This is a genomic window from Mycobacterium sp. (genome assembly GCF_044342925.1).
Classification (GTDB): Bacteria; Actinomycetota; Actinomycetes; order Mycobacteriales; family Mycobacteriaceae; genus Mycobacterium.
In genome coordinates, this window is sequence record NZ_JBIIOV010000004.1 from 1 (window position 1) to 17,338 (window position 17,338).

The following is a 17,338-nucleotide window of genomic DNA, read 5'->3' on the forward strand; positions in this document are numbered from 1 at the left end:
AAGGACGACGCCGGTACCAAGGCCCGGGCCCTCGACCAGTACTTGCTGCTGTATTACGCCGCAGTGATGTCGCTGATCGTCGCGGTGGTAATGGTGGCGGCATACCGGGAGCGCCATTTTAGGTGGGGGCGTGTGCTGTTGCTGATCGGCCTGACCGCGTCGGTTCCCATTGGACTCGCGGCTCGCGTCGTCCCCAGCGGCGGGCAGCTCTTCGACCGATCGAGCAGCTTCGTGTTCATCCCGTTCAGCATGTATGTGGCCAGCTTCGCGGCCTGGTACTGGTGGCGGGAACCACACCATTACGGATTCCGGCAGCACCGCAGGATGGTCCAGATCCGGATTGTCGGCACCGTCTTGGCCGCTGCTGCGTTCCTCGGCGGATACGTCCTGGGCAGTGGGCCGAGCTGGGCCCGGTTGCCCGGCCCGTTCATGGCCGCCGCCGATACCCGATCGATGGACTCCGAAACACTGGCCGCCGCGAAGTGGGCCCGCACCGCGCTGGCGCCCGGCAGCCGCATCGCGGCCGATCGGGTCAGCTCGACGCTGCTGGCTTCCCAGGCCGGGTTGTGGCCGGTGATGAAGGGCCCCAGAGGCATCGACGCCCCGGCGCTGTACGTGGCCCCCAGCTGGGGGATGACCGAAACCGACATGGCCGCTGCGATGCGACTGCGCTACATCTACGTCGATCGCAGGCTGGCCGCCGAGAAGCCGCCGTTCGGGTCCTATTTCTTCAAAGGCGAGACCGGCGACGGCGAGCAACTCACCGACAAGCAGCTGACCAAGTTCGACGAGGTTCCCGGCATCAAGGTCGTCTACCGGCACGGGCCGGTGTCCATCTACGACCTGAGCGTTCTGGGCATTCCCGAATTCCGCAGCGGTTGGTATCAGCCGACGCCTGAAGTGAGGCTCGGTACTCAGCTGGTGGTCGGCCTGGCCGGCGGCCTGCTGGTGGTCCTGATCATGCTGACTCCGGTCTGGCCGCGGGTCAGAACCAATATCGCCCGGACCTACGCGTCCTGGGGGCGCGCGCTTACGGCTGCGGCACTGCTGGCCGGTGCTTGTCTGGTCTCGGTGCTGCTGCTCATGAGCGGGGTATGGCTGACTCCGCTGACCGTTCTTACCGGGGTGGGCGTGATCGTCGCCGCGAACATCGCCGGGTTGGCCCGTCTCCTGCCCACCGCGGTGCGGTCCGTCTCGGCGCGGCAGCTCCGCACTGTGGCACTGGTGGGAGTGCCTCTCGCGATCATCGTCGGCGCTGCCGCCTATAGTGCCGCCACCGAGGACATCATCGAAGTCGGCCGAATACTCAACGATCCATCGGCGATCCATGTTTCTCCTCGTAGATCGGGCGGCTGAGGTAGCCGTGATGACCACTAACGAGCACAGGGAGCACCACCACAAGCTCCGCTTCCTGCTGCGCAGCGCCGCCTCCCTGGCGTCGACAACCGTGATCACCGCCGGTCTCGGGTTCGTCTACTGGGCGCTCGCGGCGCGGGTGTTCCCGGTCGCGAGCGTGGGGGAGGCCTCGACGGCCGTGGCGGCAATGAGCCTCATCGCGCCGCTCACCCTGCTCGGATTGGGCACACTCCTGATCGCCGAGTTGCCCGACATGACCGAAGGTCGCAGCACGCTGGTGTCCACGGCCGCGCTGGTCACCGGTCTGGCCGCCGGCGTGGTGGCGTTCGGCTGTGCAGTGGCGCTGCCGGCCGACTTCCTCGGGCTGCCCGGCGTCGGCACCCCCGCGGTCGCCGCCATGTTCGCGGCGGCGGTGGCGACGCAGGCCATCGGCCTGCTGCTCGACCAGGCTCTGCTATCGATGGACGGCGGCGTTATCCAGTTGCGGCGCAACCTGATCCAAGCGGTCGTCAAACTGATCCTGCTGGCGGTGTTCGCGCTGACGCTGGTCAGATGGGGCTCACTGTCCATTTTCGCCAGCTGGTTGCTGGCCAACGTCGTTTCACTGGTGGTGATCGCGGTTGTGCTGGTGCGCCGCTATCACGTTCCGGTGCGTCGGCTGATCCCCGTTCCGCGCGTGCTGCATGGCCTGCACATCGATGCCGCACGCCATCACGCTCTGAACACCGCGCTGCTGGTCCCGTACTTTTCCATGCCGATCATCGCCAACGTGATACTGGGCTCGGAGATCACCGCCTACTTCTACGCCGCCTGGTCGGTCGCCGGTTTCGTGTTCTTCCTGCCGCTGTCGTTGTCGACCGCGTTGTTCGCTTCGGGTGCCCGCGACTCCCGGACCTTCACCCTGGAGTTCCGCAAGACGTTGCGGTACTCGCTGCTGGCTTGCGTTGCAGCCAATCTTGTCATCGCGCTGGTGGGACGGTTCGTGCTGCACATCTTCGGCGAGAACTACGCCGAGGCCGGCTTCACCGCCCTCATCGTGCTGTGCCTGGGCGGCCTGGGCCTGATCGTCAAGGATCACCACATTGCGCTGGCCCGGGTCACCGGCGATGTCGGCAGGGAAGCACTACTGGTGTCGGTGCTCAGTGCCGCCGAACTGATCGGTGCGGCGCTCGGGGCGATGCGCGGCGGCATCACCGGGCTGTCTCTCGGGTGGCTGGCGGCCGTTCTCCTGGGAGCAGTGCTATACGGCCCCCGGGTGTGGCAGACCTACCGCGGGCGGGTCGCCGTCGCCGCTCCAGGCGTGGCGGTGCCGTAGACATGATTCGTACCCCTCGGACATCAGGAGTGAAAGTGCGTCGTATCGGGGCGATCGCGGCCGTCGCGGCCATCCTCATCTCGACTTCGCCACTGGCGATCGCAGATCCTGCGGAGGCGCCGGCCGGGCCCGGTTCGGCCATTTCGCTGGCGGATCTCGGGTCGCAGGGCAACCTCTCCTTCCCCGTCAATCGCGACTTCAGCAGTACCAGCGTGACGTTTCCGGTCCCTCCGGGCCTCAAGCCGGTGCAACTGACAGCGCGACTTGAGCTCCCGGTGGAGCTGCGGTCCGGCAACCTGGCGGTCATGCAGGGAAACCGGACCATCAGCCGGCAGCCGCTGCCGGCGCAGGATCAGGCCGAGATGGTGATCCCCCTCGACGGTGTCGAGGTGTCGGGCAACTGGGTCGGCCTGACCATGACGATGAACGCGCTCCCGCCCGAGGGGTATTGCTGGAATCCGCAAGCCCCGATCCGGCTGGCCGACTCCGCGGTCACCTTCGCCGGAGGGGCGCTCCCGCCCGGATCCGTCGCCGACTTTCTGCCGCCGGTGCTGCGCAAGGTCACCATCGGCATACCGGGCAAGCCCTCCTTGGCGGAATCCAACGCGGCCGTCCAACTCGCGGCTTCCGTGGCCAACCGCAACGGCCAACAGCCCGAGATCACGGTGGTTCCCCTTCCGGCAGGCGCGGACACGGCGCCGGTCCCTGCCGCGCCGCTGGAGCGGCAGATCGTCGTCAAGGAAGGTCCCAAAGCAGGTCTGTCGGTCCAGCCCGGCCCCGGTGGCCCCGTGCTGCGGGTGTCCGGGCCGGCCGACCAACTGGTCCGGCAGGCGCAACTGGTCGCCGACGACGCACTGCGGTATGCGGTGAGCACCGGGGCGGCGGTCGAAACTTTGCCGCTGCCGAAGCTGTTCAGCGACACCATCACCATCGGTGAGATCACCGGGTCCGACCTCACCGCGGAGGCCCTGTGGCCGCGGGTCGGAGTGGAGATCGACCAGACCCGGTGGGGTCACCCGATCGGTGCGGTGTCGGTGCACCTGATCGGCTCCTACACCCCGCTGCCGGGCAACTTCGGCGGCGAGGTGATCGCCTCGGTGGGCAGTGAGGCCGTCGACCGCTGGCCGGCTGAGGCGGCGGGCACCATCGACCGCACCGTGACCATCCCCGACCGCCTCCTCAAACGGTTCTCCAGCCTGGAGGTCATGGTCCGAACCACCGGCGACCCCGGCAGCTGCGGCGATCAGCTGCCGGTGATGCTCAGGATCAAGGGCGCCACCACGATCACCGTGACTCCCGCGAAACCGCCTGTGCCGCAGGGCTTCCAGTCGCTGCCGCAAGCACTGATGCCCCGAATCCGCATCGGCATCGGTGACGACGCTCTCGGTGACACCGTACGCGCCGCTCAGATCATGGTCGGCCTGCAGCGGGCCAGCGCCGTCCCGCTGGTGACCGACGTCGTTCCGCTTCAGGAGGCCATCGTCGGCACCGATCCGGCCGTCCTGATATCGCCCGGAGGATGGAACGACCAGACCATCGCTTTGCCGTTCAACGCCGAGCAAGGCCGGCTGAAGGTCACCGGGGTGAACGAGGCCGACGAGTCCGCCGAACTGAACCTCGACCCCGCCAAGGGATTCGGCTCGTTGCAGACGGTGTTCGACGGCCAACGGACCATCCTGGTGGCCACCTCCACCGGAGACCCGCGCCAACTCGACGATCTGCTGCGCTATCTGGCGGCCCAGCCGGGCCGGTGGGCCGGTCTGGACGGCCGCGCGATCATCTCCACCCCCGGTGCGGATCCCATCACGGTCCCGAATCCGCCTGCCGAGTTCACCGGTCCCACGGCCGATCAGACCTACCAGGAGGGCAGCTGGTTCTGGCGGACCGTCGCCGGTATCGCGGCGGTGGCCGTCATCGGCGCCGCCGTCATCCTGTGGAAGGCGCGTAGACGCCCGAGCTGACGCTGGCGTTACCGTGTCAGAGTGCACAGGGCGACCCGGGAACGATCGTGACTCGGCTCTCGACGGCCGACGCGGCCTTCTACCACCGTGAGAACACCGCCACCCCGATGTATGTCGGGTCGTTGTCCATCCTGCGCCGTCCCCGGGGCGGCTTGAGCTACGACGCGCTGCTCGAAACCGTGGAGCGGCGGCTGCCGCAGATTCCGCGCTACCGGCAGAAGGTCCGCGAGCTCACGCTGGGCATCGCCCGGCCGGTGTGGATCGACGACCCCGATTTCGACATCACCTACCACGTGCGCCGGTCGGCCCTGCCGTCGCCGGGCAGCGACGCGCAGTTGCACGAGCTGGTCTCGCGGCTGGCGGGTCGCCCGCTGGACCGCACCCGGCCGCTGTGGGAGATGTATCTGATCGAGGGTCTTGAGGGGAACCGGCTGGCGATCTTCATCAAGTCCCACCAGGCGCTCATCAACGGCATCACAGCCTGCGAGATCGGCCACGTCATCGCCGACCGGAACCGCCGGGCCGCCGACGTGGGGGAGGACATCTGGCTGCCGGCCCGGGAGCCATCCGACGGCCGGCTGATCCTCGACGCGGTCGGCGACTTGCTGGCCCGGCCCGGGCAGGAATTCAAGGCGTGGCGCTCGACGGTGGTCGATGTGGCCACCAACACCGGTGAGCTGGCGAAATTGGGGCGCCGGGCGACTCAGATGGCGCGTCGGCTCACCCGCCGCAGCGCCCCGAGTAGCCCGTTGAACACCACCGTCTCCCGGCACCGCCGCTTCACCGTCGCCGAGGCCCCGCTGGCCGACTTCCGGCGGCTGCGGGCGCGGTACGACTGCGACGTCAACGACGTCGTGCTCAGCGTGATCGCCGGGGCGCTGCGCAACTGGCTACTGTCCCGCGGTGAGCCGGTGTCGGCGAGCATGAAAGTGCGGGCGATGGCACCGACCTCGGTGTATCCCGATGCCGACATGGTGTCCTCCGGTCCTGGGCAGGCGATCAGCGAGGTGGATCCCTTCCTGATCGATCTGCCGGTCGGCGAGAGCAACCCGGTGGTGCGGCTGTCGCAGATAGCGCACGCCACCGAGTCGCACTCCGCGGTGGCCAGCCTGGTGGACGCTCGCACCATCGTGACGTTGTCGGGTTTTCCACCGCCGACCCTGCATGCCATGGGAACTCGGGTGGCTACCCAATACCCGCCGCGGCAGTTCAACCTGCTGATCACCAACGTGCCCGGACCGCAGTCGCAGATGTACATCGCCGGGGCGAAACTGCTTGCGACCTACGCCGTGCCGCCGCTTCTGCATGACCAGGTGCTCGCCATCGGCGTCACGTCCTACTGCGGCACGCTGTACTACGGCATCAACGCCGACCGAGACGCCATGACCGATGTCGACGTTTTCCCGGAATTGCTTGCCGAAGCATTGGAAGAGTTGATTGACTCCGCGCAGTAGCAAACCCGTCGTAACATGCGGCGATGGGCAAGAAGAATAAAGACTCCAAGACCAAAGAGGTCAAGGTCAAGGCCGAGAAGAGCGACGTAGCCAAGGTCTCGAACAGCGTCTATGAAGCCGAATTATTCAGGCTTCAAACCGAATTGGTGAAAGTGCAGGAGTGGGTCCGGGAGACCGGCGCCCGCATCGTGATCATCTTCGAGGGCCGTGACGCCGCCGGCAAGGGCGGCACGATCAAGCGCATCACCGAGTACCTCCGCCCGCGGACCGCGCGCATCGCCGCGCTGCCGGCTCCCGGCGACCGGGAGAAGGGCCAGTGGTACTACCAGCGTTACATCGAGCACCTCCCGACAAAGGGTGAGATCGTGCTGTTCGACCGGTCCTGGTACAACCGGGCCGGCGTGGAGAAGGTGATGGGCTTCTGCACTCCCGAGGAGGAGACGCTGTTTCTCCGCCAGACTCCGCTTTTCGAGCAGATGTTGATCGACGACGGAATCATGCTGCGCAAGTACTGGTTCTCGGTGTCCGAGGACGAGCAACTGCGCCGGTTCAAGTCCCGGCTCAGCGATCCGCTGCGGCGCTGGAAGCTGAGTCCCATGGACATGGAGTCCATCTACCGCTGGGAGGAATACTCCCGCGCGAAGGACGAAATGATGGTGCACTGCGATACCCCGGTCAGCCCGTGGTTCGAAGTGGAGTCCCACATCAAGAAGCACGCCCGGCTGAATATGATCTCGCACCTGCTGTCCACCATCCCCTACGAGGAGGTGGAGTTGGAGAAGGTGGTCATTCCCGAGCGTCCGCAGATCGGCAACTACCGCCGTCCGCCGCGTGATCTGAGCAACTTCGTTCCCGACTTCGCCATGTCGCTGCTGGGCGACAAGGAGGAGCGCGAGAAGTAACCTGCCGGACATGCGGGTTTATGTCCCGGCGACTCTGCCGATGCTGCAGGAGCTCGTCACCGATGGATTTCTGCAGCCGCGTGGCGGCACCGCGTTCGCGGTGACTCCCGTCTTGCGGGAGGCCTATGCCGAGGGAAACGACGACGAACTGGCCGAAGTCGCGATCGGGGAAGCGGCGCTGTCGTCGTTGCGGCTGCTGTCCGGTGAACCCGAGAGCGGGTTACCGCTACGCCGGGCGGTGGTGGTCGCCGATGCGGCTGACGAGAAGGTGACCCTGCGGCCCGACCTCGACGACGCGGTGGTCCGGGTGAGCGGCCGGCTGAGCATGGACCAGGTCGCGGCGGTGTACGTCGACAATGCCGACGCCGAGCCCGCGGTGCTCGCCGCCATCGAGGTGATCGACGACGCAGACCTTGGTGACGAGGATGCCGAGCTGACCGTGGGCGATGCCCAGGACCATGCCTTGGCCTGGTACGCCACCCAGGAACTGCCGTTCCTGCTCGACTTGCTGTGACGCCCCTCCGGGTGAAGTACGGTGAACAGGTGATCACGCACGCTGTGCGGGCGCTGATTAGCCCGGTGACCACGCCGCTGCTGCCCGACGATTACCTCAAGCTGATCAATCCGCTGTGGTCGTCGCGGGAGTTGCGCGGGCGAATCGTCGAGGTCCGGCCGGAAACCGCCGACTCAGCGACCCTGGTGATCAAGCCGGGCTGGGGGTACGGCTTCGATCATCAGCCCGGTCAGTACATCGGGATCGGCCTGCTGGTCGACGGCCGGTGGCGGTGGCGGTCCTACTCGCTGACCTCACCGGCCCGCACCGGCACCCGCAGCATCAGCATCACCGTCAAAGCGATGCCGGAGGGATTCCTGTCCAGCCATCTGGTCAACGGGGTTCGGTCCGGCACGGTAGTGCGTCTGGCCGCCCCGCAGGGCGACTTCGTGATGTCCGATCCGCCGCCGACGTCGGTGCTGTTCCTCACCGCGGGCTCGGGCATCACCCCGGTGATGTCGATGCTTCGGACGATGGCCCGGCGGGGCCAGTTCTCCGGCGCGGTCGACGTCGTGCATCTGCACAGCGCGCCGACCGCCGCCGATGTGATGTTCGCCGCCGAACTGGGGCAGTTACAGCGCAACCATCCGGGCTACCGGCTCACGGTCCGCTCGACCCGCACCGACGGCCGGCTGGATCTGTCCCGGCTGGCCGACGAGGTGCCCGACTGGCGGGACCGGCACACCTGGGTCTGCGGGCCCGAGGCCATGCTGGCCGAAGCCGAGAAGCTTTGGGGCGCAGCAGGACTAGCCAACCGGCTACATCGAGAGCGGTTCGCCACGGCGCGGCGGCCGGCGGCCGGTGGTGGCGGCGCCGTGACGTTCGCGCGCAGTGGCGTCACCCGGGCGGCCGACGCGGCCACCTCGCTTCTGGAGGCCGGTGAACAGGCCGGTGTGCGACTGCCGTTCGGCTGCCGAATGGGCATCTGCCACACCTGTGTGGTCAGTCTGGTCGACGGCCGGGCCGTGGACCTGCGGAACGGCGCCGAGCACGAGCCCGGTACCCGGGTGCAGACCTGCGTGACGGCGGCCAGCGGAGACTGCGTGGTGGACATCTGATGGCGATCACCGATATCGAGGCTTTCACCCACCTCACCGACGCCGACGTCGAGGCGCTGGCAACCGAACTCGACGCCATCCGCACCGACATCGAGGATTCGCTCGGGGATCGCGACGCCCGCTACATCCACCGCACCATCGCCGCCCAGCGCGGCCTGGAGGTGACGGGGCGACTCCTGCTGGCTTTCGGCTCCAAGCGGGTGGCCTGGTGGGCCGGCACCGCGAGCCTGGCGCTGGCCAAGATCATCGAGAACATGGAGATCGCTCATAACGTCCTGCACGGTCAGTGGGACTGGATGAACGATCCTGAGATCCACTCGTCCACCTGGGAATGGGACATGGTGGGGGTGTCCAAGCACTGGCGGATCACCCACAACGTCGCCCATCACAAGTACACCAACATCCTCGGCATGGACGACGACGTCGGCTACGGGGTGTTGCGGGTCACCCGTGATGAGTCGTGGAAGCCCCGCAACCTCCTCAACCTGGTGATCAACGCGGTGTTGGCGCTGCAGTTCGAGTGGGGAATCGCTCTGCAGCACTTGGAACTTCGCAAGATCGGAGATCCCGAGACGCGCGACGCCGCGGTGGTCCGGCTCACCGAACTGTCCACCAAGGCCGCCCGCCAGCTGGCCAAGGACTACGCCGTCTACCCCGGGTTGGCCGCGCTGTCGCCGAAAGCCGGCTTCGGTTCCACCCTGAAGGCCACCCTGACGGCCAATGTGATCCGCAACATCTGGGCCAACGCGGTCATTTTCTGCGGTCACTTTCCCGACGGTGCGGAGAAGTTCAGTCTCAGTGACCTTGCCGCCGAGGGGCGCGGCCAGTGGTACCTGCGCCAGATGTTGGGCAGCGCGAACATCGACGCGGGGCCTGTGCTGGGCTTTTTGACCGGCAACCTGGCCTATCAGATCGAGCATCATCTCTACCCGGACCTGCCCAGTCGCCGGCTGGCCGAGATCTCAGTGCGAGTGCGGCAGATCTGCGCGAAGTACGACTTGCCGTACACCTCCGGGCCGCTGCCGGTGCAGTACGCCAAGACCTGGCGCACCATCGCCAAGCTGTCGCTGCCGGACCGTTTCCTGCGCGCCTCCGCCCACGACGCACCGGAAACGCGCAGCGAGCGGATGTTCGACGTGCTGGCCGCCGGCGAACGCCCGCGCGGCCTGAAGACCGCTCTGGCGGCGGTCCGCCGCAGGCGCGGTCCAGCGTCTAGTCCGGGATGAACGCGAACGAATCGGGGTGCGGTCCGCGCCGGCCGGCTTCACCTTTGTCCAACGCGGCCAGCGCCTCGATCTCCTCGTCGTTGAGCTCGAAGTCGAAGATCTCGAAGTTCTCCTTCATCCGCTGCGGGCTCATCGATTTCGGGAACACCACGTCGCCGCGTTCGATGTGCCAGCGCAGCACCACCTGAGCCGGGTGCACGCCCAGGGACTTGGCGATCCGGATCACCGGCGGCTCGCCGAGCACCGCGCCGCGGGCGATCGGTGACCAGCCTTCGGTGATGATGTCGTGCTCGGTGCCGTAGGCGCGCACCTCATCGTTGGTGAAGTGGGGGTGCACCTCGATCTGGTTGACCGCCGGGGTCGTCGCGGTCTCCCGGGCGAGTTCCTGCAGATGGTGGATCTCGAAGTTCGACACTCCGATGCTGCGGGCCCGGCCCTCGGACTTGAACTCCTCCAACGTCTTCCAGGTGGAGACGAAGTCGCCGTCGTACAGCGTGGGCAGCGGCCAGTGGATCAGGAACAGGTCGACGTAGTCGGTGCCGAGTTCACTCAATGTCCGGTCGAACGCGCGCCGGGCGTCGTCGGGGCGATGGAAACCGTTGCTGAGCTTGCTGGTGACGAACACGTGCCCCCGGTCCAGGCCGGCGTCACGGATACCCTGACCCACGCCCTTCTCGTTGCCGTACATCTGCGCGCCGTCGATGTGGCGGTAACCGATCTCCAGCGCGGTGCGCACCGTCGCGGCGGTCTCATCCGGCGACACCTGGTACACCCCGAAGCCGAGCTGGGGAATGGTGGTGCCGTCGTTGAGGGTGATCATCGGGACGTTCCCCACGCCAGTGCTCATCAGGGCTTCTCCTTCATCAATAAGCCATGCTCTCATCCAGGACGGCCAGCAGCCGACGGGCGGCGGCGATCCGCCGCTCCGGCGCACCGGTCAAGCCGTCCAGTGCGCACTCCGGGTCGGCGGGCGGCCCCCGGTGCCCGCAGCCCCGCGGGCAGTCCGACACGACCTCGGCCAGATCGGAGAACGCCACCAGCACGTCGTCGTGGCGGATGTGCGCCAGGCCGAACGAGCGGATGCCCGGCGTGTCGATCACCCAGCCGCCACCGGCCAGCGGCAGCGCCACCGACTGGGTGGAGGTATGCCGGCCCTTGCCCACGCCCGACACGTCGCCGATGGCCCGTTCAGCTTCTGGCAGAAGGCGATTCACCAACGTCGACTTGCCCACCCCAGAGTGCCCGAGCAGCACGGTGATGTGCCCGGTCAACAACGTGCGCACCTTCTCGACCGGCTCGTCGACCCCGGCGGTGACCACGGTGAGGTCCAGGTCGGCGAACTGCTCGGCGAACGGCGCCGCGGGCGCCAGGTCGGTCTTGGTCAGGCAGAGGATCGCCCGCAGCCCACCGGTGTAGGCCGCGATCAGCGCCCGGTCCACCAGTCCGGTCCGCGGCGGCGGGTCGGCCAGCGCCACCACCACCATCATCTGGTCGGCGTTGGCCACCACCACCCGTTCGGCCGGATCGGTGTCATCGGCGGTGCGGCGCAACACCGTTCGGCGTTCGGCGCGGCGCACGATGCGCGCCAGGGTGTCGGGCCGGCCGGACAGGTCGCCCACCACCTCGACGTCGTCGCCGACGACGATCGGGGTGCGGCCCAGCTCGCGGGCCCGCATCGCGGTCACCCGGCGGTGCGGGTCACCGCCCAGAACGCATCCCCAGCGGCCGCGGTCCACCGTCACCACCATCGCCGATTCGGCGTCGGCGTGCTCGGGGCGGGTCTTGGTGCGCGGCCGGGAGCCGCGCCCCGACCGGATCCGGACGTCGGACTCGTCGTAGTCCAGCCGGCTCAAGCGCGGCTCCCGGCGAGCATCGCCGCCCAGAGTTCCGGGAACCGCGGCAGCGTCTTGGCCGTGGTGGCGATGTCCTGCACCGCCACACCCGGCACCCGCAGTCCGATGATCGCCCCGGCCATCGCCATCCGGTGGTCGGCGTAGGAATGCCACAGGCCTGCATGCAGCGGGCGCGCGGTGATCACCAGGCCGTCGGGGTCCTCCCGGCAGTCGCCGCCCAGGCGGTTGATCTCGGTGCGCAACGCCATCAGCCGGTCGGTCTCGTGGCCGCGCAGATGCGCGATGCCGGTCAGCCGGGACACCGAACCGGGTTCAGCCAGGGCCGCCAGTGCCGCGACTGATGGTGTCAGCTCGCCCACCTCGTGCAGATCCATGTCGATGCCGCCGTAGCTCTGCGGACCGGCCACCACCAGACCTGAATCCTCATGGGCGACAACGCAGCCGAGTTGGCGCAGGATCGACAGGATGATCGGTGCGGGCTGCACGCTGACGGTCGGCCAGGCGCCGATCGACACCCGGCCGCCGGTGACCACCGCCGCCGCCGCGAACGGCACCGCGTTGGACAGGTCCGGTTCGATCGGCCAATGCCGCGCGGCCACCGGCGCCGGATCCACCCGCCAGCGGTTGATCACCGTGTCGTCGACGGCCACGCCGGCCTCGGCCAGCATCGCCGCCGTCATCGCGATATGCGGGGCCGACGGCACCGACTTTCCGGTGTGCACCACCGTCAGCCCGTCGTCGAACGCCGCCCCGGACAGCAGCAGACCGGAGACGAACTGAGACGACGCCGAGGCGTCGATGTGCACCTCACCGCCGGGCACCGCACCGTGCCCGTGCACCGTGAAAGGAAGGCCGTCGCCGTCGATGTCCACCCCGAGGCCGCGCAGGGCGGTCAGCAGGGGAGCGATCGGCCGGGCCCGGGCCTGCTCGTCGCCGTCGAACACCACCGCCGCAGTGCCCAGTGCCGCCAGTGGCGGCAGGAAACGCAACACCGTGCCCGCCAGGCCGCAGTCGATACGGGCGGTCGGCCCGGGGCGCGCCGGTCCGCTGACGGCCAGTTCGGTCCCGTCGCCGTCGATGCGCACGCCGAGGGTCCGCAACGCGCCGATCATCAGGTCGGTGTCCCGGCTGCGCAGGGCCCCGCCGATGGTCGACGTCCCCGCCCCGCCGGCGGCCAGTGCCGCCAGGATCAGCGCCCGGTTGGTCATCGACTTCGACCCGGGCACCGTCACCGCGGCATGCACCGGGCTGGAGGCGTGCGGCGCGCTCCAGGCCTGTTCGGAGTCGGCGGTCGCAGGGTCGGCGGTCATCGGGACCATCCTGCACCATGGAGGGATGTGCGGGAGGTTCGCCGTCACCACCGATCCGGCCCGGCTGGCCCAGGAAATCGACGCCGTCGACGAGACGGGGTCAGGCTCCGGCGCCGGGTCGAGCCTGGTTGGCGTCGCGCCCAACTACAACGTCGCACCCACCACCGACATCGCTGCCGTCGTCGCCCGCCACGACAAGCCCGGGGACCGGCGGGCAGGAGCGAAGCGACCCGGGATTGGAACCGCGGCCACCCGGCGCGTCCGGCTGATGCGGTGGGGTCTGCTGCCGTCCTGGGTCAAATCCGGGCCCGACGGTCGTCCGATCACCACATCGCCGCTCATCAACGCCCGCGCCGACACGGTGGTCAGCTCGCCGGCTTTCCGGGTGGCAGCCCAGCACAAACGTTGCTTGATCCCGATGGACGGGTACTACGAATGGATGCCCGCTGGAAAGTCCCCAGCCGATCCGAAGGCCCGCAAGACTCCGTTCTACCTGCACCGGGCTGACGGTCAGCCGCTGCTGGTGGCCGGCCTGTGGTCGGTGTGGCGGCCCGCGGGAAGTTCTGAAGCCGGGGCCTCCCAGACAATCCTGACCTGCGCGATCATCACCACCGACGCGGTCGATCAGCTGGGCCTGATTCATGACCGGATGCCGCTGCCGATCAGCGAGGCGGACTGGGAGCGCTGGCTCGACCCCGACCAGCCGGCCCCGCCGGCGCTGTTGCAGACGCCGCCCGACATCAGTGGCATCGTGATGCGGGAAGTTTCGACCTTGGTCAACAGCGTCGCCAACAACGGGCCCACACTGATCGAACCTGCCGAATCGGGCAACCAGCCGATTGTCCTCTTCTAGCCTTGTCGATGGCGCTAGCATCGCCTCTGCCAACGACAACCAGGAGCAGCACATGACCGTAGTCGACTCCAGCACCGACGCCATCACGATTCACAACCCGGCGACCGGCCTCGCCGTCGGCTCGGTGCCGATCGACGGCGCGGAGACGGTGGCAGCCAAGGCGCGCGCGCTGCGTGAGGCCCAGCCGGAGTGGGAGGCCCTGGGTCCGCGTGGCCGCAGGAAGTGGTTGCTCAAGTGGCAGGAGTGGATCCTCGACAATTCCGACCACATCACCAGCGTGCTGATGTCGGAGACCGGCAAGTCCCGCGTGGACGCCAACCTCGAGGCCACCGCCGTCGCCGACATGATCAATTACTGGTCCGGCAACGCCGAGCAGTTCATGGCCGACAAGCACATCTCGGCGCATAGCCCGCTGTGGAAGGTCAAGAAGCTCACCATCGTCTACCGGCCGATCCCGCTGATCGGCGTGATCACCCCGTGGAACTTCCCGTTCGCCATGCCCGGCCTCGACGTGCCGCCGGCGCTGGCCGCGGGCTGCGCGGTGCTGCTCAAGCCGTCTGAGGTCACTCCGCTCTCAGCGGTGGAGCTCGTCCGCGGCTGGTCGGAGGTCGGCGCGCCGCCCGTGCTGGCGCTGACCACCGGCTACGGCGCCACCGGTGCGGCGATGCCCGAGGTGTGCGACATGATCCAGTTCACCGGATCGACCGCCACCGGCAGAAAGGTGGCCGCGGCCTGCGCCGAGCGGCTGATCCCGTGCAGCCTGGAACTGGGCGGCAAGGACCCGGCCATCGTGCTGGCCGACGCCGATCTGGACCGGGCCGCCAACGGCATCACCTGGGGTGGCTTCTTCAACTCCGGCCAGGTCTGCGTCTCCATCGAACGGGTCTACGTCGAGGCGCCGGTCTACGACGAGTTCGTCGCCAAGTTGGCCGCGAACGTCCGCAAGCTTCAGCAGGGCAGCGAAAGCGACTCCAGCTTCACCTACGACTGCGGCGCGATGGCCACCCTGGCCCAGCGCGACATCTGCGAGCGGCACGTGAACGACGCCGTCGCGGCCGGTGCCACGGTGCTCACCGGCGGCAAGCCGACTGGGCAGGGCACGTTCTTCCCGCCCACCATCCTCACCGACGTCACCCACGACATGAGCTGCATCACCGAGGAGACCTTCGGCCCGACGCTGCCGGTGGTGAAGGTGGCCGACGAGGAGGAGGCCATCCGGATGGCCAACGACTCGGTGTTCGGGTTGTCCGCGACGGTGTGGACCGGCGACAACGCCCGCGGCGAGCGCGTGGCGCGCCGGCTGGAGTGCGGCGCGGTCAACGTCAACGACGCGCTGATCAACGTGTTCAACTTCGGGTTGCCGATGGGCGGCTGGAAGGAATCCGGGGTGGGAGCCCGAGCCGGAGGCACGTACGGAGTTCTCAAGTTCTGCCGTCAGAAGGCGATCACCTCACCGCGGCTGCCCACCCAGAAGTCCGAGCTGCTGTGGTACTCCGCGTCCAAGAAGCAGGCGCAGTTCGCTGTGTCCGCGATGCGCGCCTTCGGGGCGCACGGCCTGCGGCGCCTCGGGATCAAGCGGTAGGCCCCTGGGGGTTCACGTATCCCGGCGGGTTGGGGCTTTCCACCCAGAAGTCCACACCGAGCTCGAAGCCGGGCACACAGTCGTACACCGACAGGTCGGTGACGCCGCTGTCGAGCAGCAGGTCCTCGCACAGCAGCGCGTTTCCGGTGAACTCCCGGGCCGGCCGGCTCAGCACCTCGTAGGCGGCGTCGGCGTACACCTCGGGCTTGCGGGAGCGCTTCATCATCTCGTCCCCGCCGAGCAGGTTCTGCACCGCGGCGGTGGCGATCGGGGTGCGGGGCCACAGCGTGTTCGAGGCGATTCCGTATTGCCGCATCTCCTCGGCAATGCCCAAGGCGCACAGCGTCATTCCGTACTTGGCCATCATGTACGGCGTCGGACGCAGCCATTTGGGCTCCAGCAGGATCGGCGGGGACAGGGTCAGGATGTGCGGGTTTTCCCGCCCCTTCATGTGCGGGATGCAGGCCTGTGACACGGCGTAGGTGCCGCGGATCTGGATGCCGTTCATCAGATCGAAGCGCTTGAGCGGCACCTCCTCGATCGAGCCGAGGTTGATCGCCGAGGCGTTGTTGACGCACATGTCGATCCCGCCGAACTGCTCGACCGCCTGGGCCACCGCCGCGGCCACCGAGTCGCCGTCGCGGACATCACCGACGATCGGCAGGGCCTGCCCGCCGGCCTCCTCGATTTCCTTGGCCGCGGTGTAGATGGTGCCGGGCAGCTTCGGGTGCGGTTCGGTGGTCTTGGCCATCAGCGCGACTCCTGCGCCGTCGGCGGCCACCCGCTTGGCGATCGCCAGCCCGATGCCGCGGCTGGCGCCGGAGATGAACATGGTTTTGCCGGAGAAACCGGATGAGGCTGCCATGCGGGAGAGCTTATTTCATCCGTTGATCGAGAAGCCACGCCGACAAAAGTGCGGGACAGGCGCAGCGTCGGCCCTCACCCGACGCGGCAGGCGGGGCTAGGATCAATTCCCAATGACCGAGACCAAGGATCGCGAGGAGACCGACGCCGAGCTCACCGCCCGGTTCGAACGCGATGCCATTCCGCTGATGGACCAGCTTTACGGCGGCGCCCTGCGAATGACCCGCAACCCCGCCGACGCCGAGGACCTGGTGCAGGAGACCATGGTCAAGGCGTACGCGGCCTTCCGGTCGTTCCGGGAGGGCACCAACCTCAAGGCGTGGCTGTACCGCATCCTGACCAACACCTACATCAACAGCTACCGCAAGAAGCAGCGGCAGCCTGCGGAGTACCCGACCGACGAGATCACCGACTGGCAGCTGGCCGCCAGCGCCGAGCACACCTCCACCGGATTGCGGTCCGCGGAGGTCGAGGCCCTGGAATTGCTGCCGGACAGTGAAATCAAAGAGGCCCTCCAGGCGTTACCAGAAGAGTTCCGGCTCGCGGTGTACCTAGCTGACGTCGAGGGCCTGCCCTACAAGGAGATCGCCGAGGTCATGGATACTCCGATCGGCACTGTGATGTCCCGGCTGCACCGGGGCAGGCGGCAGCTCCGCGAGCTGCTCGCCGACGTCGCCCGGGACCGCGGGCTGCTGCGCGGTCACGATGGTGATCAGGCCGCTGTCCACGCGGAGGAGATGACGTCATGACGGTCGATGGCGCGTCCCCGGACCCGGATGCAGGCCACACCGACTGCGCCGCGGTGATCGCGGAGGTATGGGCCATGCTCGACGGTGAGGTCACCGACGACGAGCGGGTGCGGCTCAAGCGCCACCTCGACGAGTGCCCGGCCTGCCTGCGCCACTACGGCGTCGAGGAGCGGATCAAAGTGTTGATCGCCTCCAAGTGCAGCGGCGACAAGGCGCCGACCTACCTGGTGGAGCGGGTACGGCTGCAGATCAGCCGCACCACCATCATCCGGCGCGGCTAGCAGCGGGGCTCACGCCCCGTC

General features: G+C 68.1%; 15 protein-coding genes and 1 pseudogene. 12 read left to right on the top strand and 4 right to left on the bottom strand.

All coding sequences use genetic code 11. From position 1 onward, the window contains the following. From ADBZ6I_RS01080 to ADBZ6I_RS01115, 8 genes and pseudogenes are all read left to right on the top strand, one after another. Positions 1 to 1,356 (top strand): hypothetical protein (locus ADBZ6I_RS01080; protein ID WP_526380001.1); only part of this gene is annotated, 1,356 nt, incomplete at its 5' end. A 10-nt stretch (positions 1,357 to 1,366) separates the two neighbouring features. After that, on the top strand, positions 1,367 to 2,671 hold the full coding sequence (locus ADBZ6I_RS01085; RefSeq protein WP_526380003.1) for a lipopolysaccharide biosynthesis protein: 1,305 nt from the start codon (positions 1,367 to 1,369) through the stop codon (positions 2,669 to 2,671). Positions 2,672 to 2,706: 35 nt separating this feature from the next. Then, a complete protein-coding gene (locus tag ADBZ6I_RS01090) occupies positions 2,707 to 4,632 on the top strand; it encodes a hypothetical protein (RefSeq protein WP_526380005.1) in 1,926 nt (641 codons plus the stop codon). Between the two features lie 44 nt (positions 4,633 to 4,676). After that, entirely contained in the window at positions 4,677 to 6,086 is a 1,410-nt protein-coding gene (locus tag ADBZ6I_RS01095) for a WS/DGAT/MGAT family O-acyltransferase (protein ID WP_526380084.1), read from the top strand. A gap of 23 nt (positions 6,087 to 6,109) precedes the next feature. Beyond that, positions 6,110 to 6,988, top strand: coding sequence for a polyphosphate kinase 2 (gene ppk2, locus ADBZ6I_RS01100; protein WP_526380007.1), 879 nt, complete (start codon positions 6,110 to 6,112; stop codon positions 6,986 to 6,988). A gap of 10 nt (positions 6,989 to 6,998) precedes the next feature. Further along, positions 6,999 to 7,502, top strand: a complete 504-nt coding sequence (locus ADBZ6I_RS01105; protein ID WP_526380009.1) for a DUF6912 family protein — start codon at positions 6,999 to 7,001, stop codon at positions 7,500 to 7,502. Between the two features lie 38 nt (positions 7,503 to 7,540). After that, positions 7,541 to 8,599, top strand: a pseudogene (locus ADBZ6I_RS01110) (ferredoxin reductase); the annotation flags it as partial. Further along, the gene (locus ADBZ6I_RS01115; RefSeq protein ID WP_526380011.1) at positions 8,599 to 9,825 is read left to right on the top strand and encodes a fatty acid desaturase family protein; all 1,227 of its coding nucleotides are present in this window, start codon (positions 8,599 to 8,601) and stop codon (positions 9,823 to 9,825) included. The pseudogene ADBZ6I_RS01110 and the gene ADBZ6I_RS01115, both read left to right, overlap by 1 nt. On the opposite strand, the gene ADBZ6I_RS01120 is transcribed toward ADBZ6I_RS01115, so the two are convergent. From ADBZ6I_RS01120 to aroA, 3 genes are read right to left on the bottom strand one after another with little or no spacing between them, the layout of a single operon-like run. Continuing rightward, on the bottom strand, positions 9,812 to 10,660 hold the full coding sequence (locus ADBZ6I_RS01120; protein WP_526380086.1) for an aldo/keto reductase: 849 nt from the start codon (positions 10,658 to 10,660) through the stop codon (positions 9,812 to 9,814). The two genes, ADBZ6I_RS01115 and ADBZ6I_RS01120, sit on opposite strands and share 14 nt — an antisense overlap. 28 nt (positions 10,661 to 10,688) lie before the next feature. Then, positions 10,689 to 11,678, bottom strand: coding sequence for a ribosome small subunit-dependent GTPase A (gene rsgA / locus ADBZ6I_RS01125; protein ID WP_526380013.1), 990 nt, complete (start codon positions 11,676 to 11,678; stop codon positions 10,689 to 10,691). Beyond that, positions 11,675 to 12,988 (bottom strand): 3-phosphoshikimate 1-carboxyvinyltransferase, encoded by a 1,314-nt coding sequence (gene aroA / locus ADBZ6I_RS01130; protein ID WP_526380015.1) that lies wholly within the window; start codon positions 12,986 to 12,988, stop codon positions 11,675 to 11,677. The genes rsgA and aroA overlap by 4 nt, the downstream gene beginning before the upstream one ends. A 25-nt stretch (positions 12,989 to 13,013) precedes the next feature. Between aroA and ADBZ6I_RS01135 the strand changes: the two genes are divergently transcribed. Next, positions 13,014 to 13,841 (top strand): SOS response-associated peptidase, encoded by an 828-nt coding sequence (locus tag ADBZ6I_RS01135; protein WP_526380017.1) that lies wholly within the window; start codon positions 13,014 to 13,016, stop codon positions 13,839 to 13,841. A 52-nt stretch (positions 13,842 to 13,893) separates the two neighbouring features. Next, positions 13,894 to 15,423, top strand: coding sequence for an aldehyde dehydrogenase family protein (locus ADBZ6I_RS01140; protein ID WP_526380019.1), 1,530 nt, complete (start codon positions 13,894 to 13,896; stop codon positions 15,421 to 15,423). Here ADBZ6I_RS01140 and ADBZ6I_RS01145 read toward each other — a convergent pair. Next, positions 15,413 to 16,288: an SDR family oxidoreductase gene (locus ADBZ6I_RS01145; RefSeq protein WP_526380021.1), complete on the bottom strand. Its 876-nt coding sequence runs from the start codon at positions 16,286 to 16,288 to the stop codon at positions 15,413 to 15,415. The two genes, ADBZ6I_RS01140 and ADBZ6I_RS01145, sit on opposite strands and share 11 nt — an antisense overlap. Before the next feature lie 112 nt (positions 16,289 to 16,400). On the opposite strand from ADBZ6I_RS01145, the gene ADBZ6I_RS01150 reads away from it, so the two are divergent. Further along, positions 16,401 to 17,036 carry a sigma-70 family RNA polymerase sigma factor gene (locus ADBZ6I_RS01150; protein ID WP_526380023.1) on the top strand — a complete coding sequence of 212 codons (636 nt, stop codon included), beginning with the start codon at positions 16,401 to 16,403 and terminating at the stop codon, positions 17,034 to 17,036. Then, complete coding sequence (rsrA, locus tag ADBZ6I_RS01155) at positions 17,033 to 17,317, top strand: mycothiol system anti-sigma-R factor (RefSeq protein ID WP_526380025.1); 285 nt, start codon at positions 17,033 to 17,035, stop codon at positions 17,315 to 17,317. Before ADBZ6I_RS01150 ends, rsrA begins: the two co-directional genes overlap by 4 nt. The last annotated feature ends 21 nt before the right edge of the window (positions 17,318 to 17,338 follow it).

What these genes read in the sequence shown, in the direction of transcription:
- ADBZ6I_RS01145 (WP_526380021.1), bottom strand. Translation starts at nt 16,288, where the DNA reads ATGGCAGCCTCATCCGGTTTCTCCGGCAAAACCATGTTCATCTCCGGC.
- ADBZ6I_RS01140 (WP_526380019.1), top strand. Translation starts at nt 13,894, where the DNA reads ATGACCGTAGTCGACTCCAGCACCGACGCCATCACGATTCACAACCCG.
- ppk2 (WP_526380007.1), top strand. Translation starts at nt 6,110, where the DNA reads ATGGGCAAGAAGAATAAAGACTCCAAGACCAAAGAGGTCAAGGTCAAG.
- ADBZ6I_RS01085 (WP_526380003.1), top strand. Translation starts at nt 1,367, where the DNA reads ATGACCACTAACGAGCACAGGGAGCACCACCACAAGCTCCGCTTCCTG.
- ADBZ6I_RS01135 (WP_526380017.1), top strand. Translation starts at nt 13,014, where the DNA reads ATGTGCGGGAGGTTCGCCGTCACCACCGATCCGGCCCGGCTGGCCCAG.
- ADBZ6I_RS01105 (WP_526380009.1), top strand. Translation starts at nt 6,999, where the DNA reads ATGCGGGTTTATGTCCCGGCGACTCTGCCGATGCTGCAGGAGCTCGTC.
- rsrA (WP_526380025.1), top strand. Translation starts at nt 17,033, where the DNA reads ATGACGGTCGATGGCGCGTCCCCGGACCCGGATGCAGGCCACACCGAC.
- aroA (WP_526380015.1), bottom strand. Translation starts at nt 12,988, where the DNA reads ATGACCGCCGACCCTGCGACCGCCGACTCCGAACAGGCCTGGAGCGCG.
- ADBZ6I_RS01150 (WP_526380023.1), top strand. Translation starts at nt 16,401, where the DNA reads ATGACCGAGACCAAGGATCGCGAGGAGACCGACGCCGAGCTCACCGCC.
- ADBZ6I_RS01115 (WP_526380011.1), top strand. Translation starts at nt 8,599, where the DNA reads ATGGCGATCACCGATATCGAGGCTTTCACCCACCTCACCGACGCCGAC.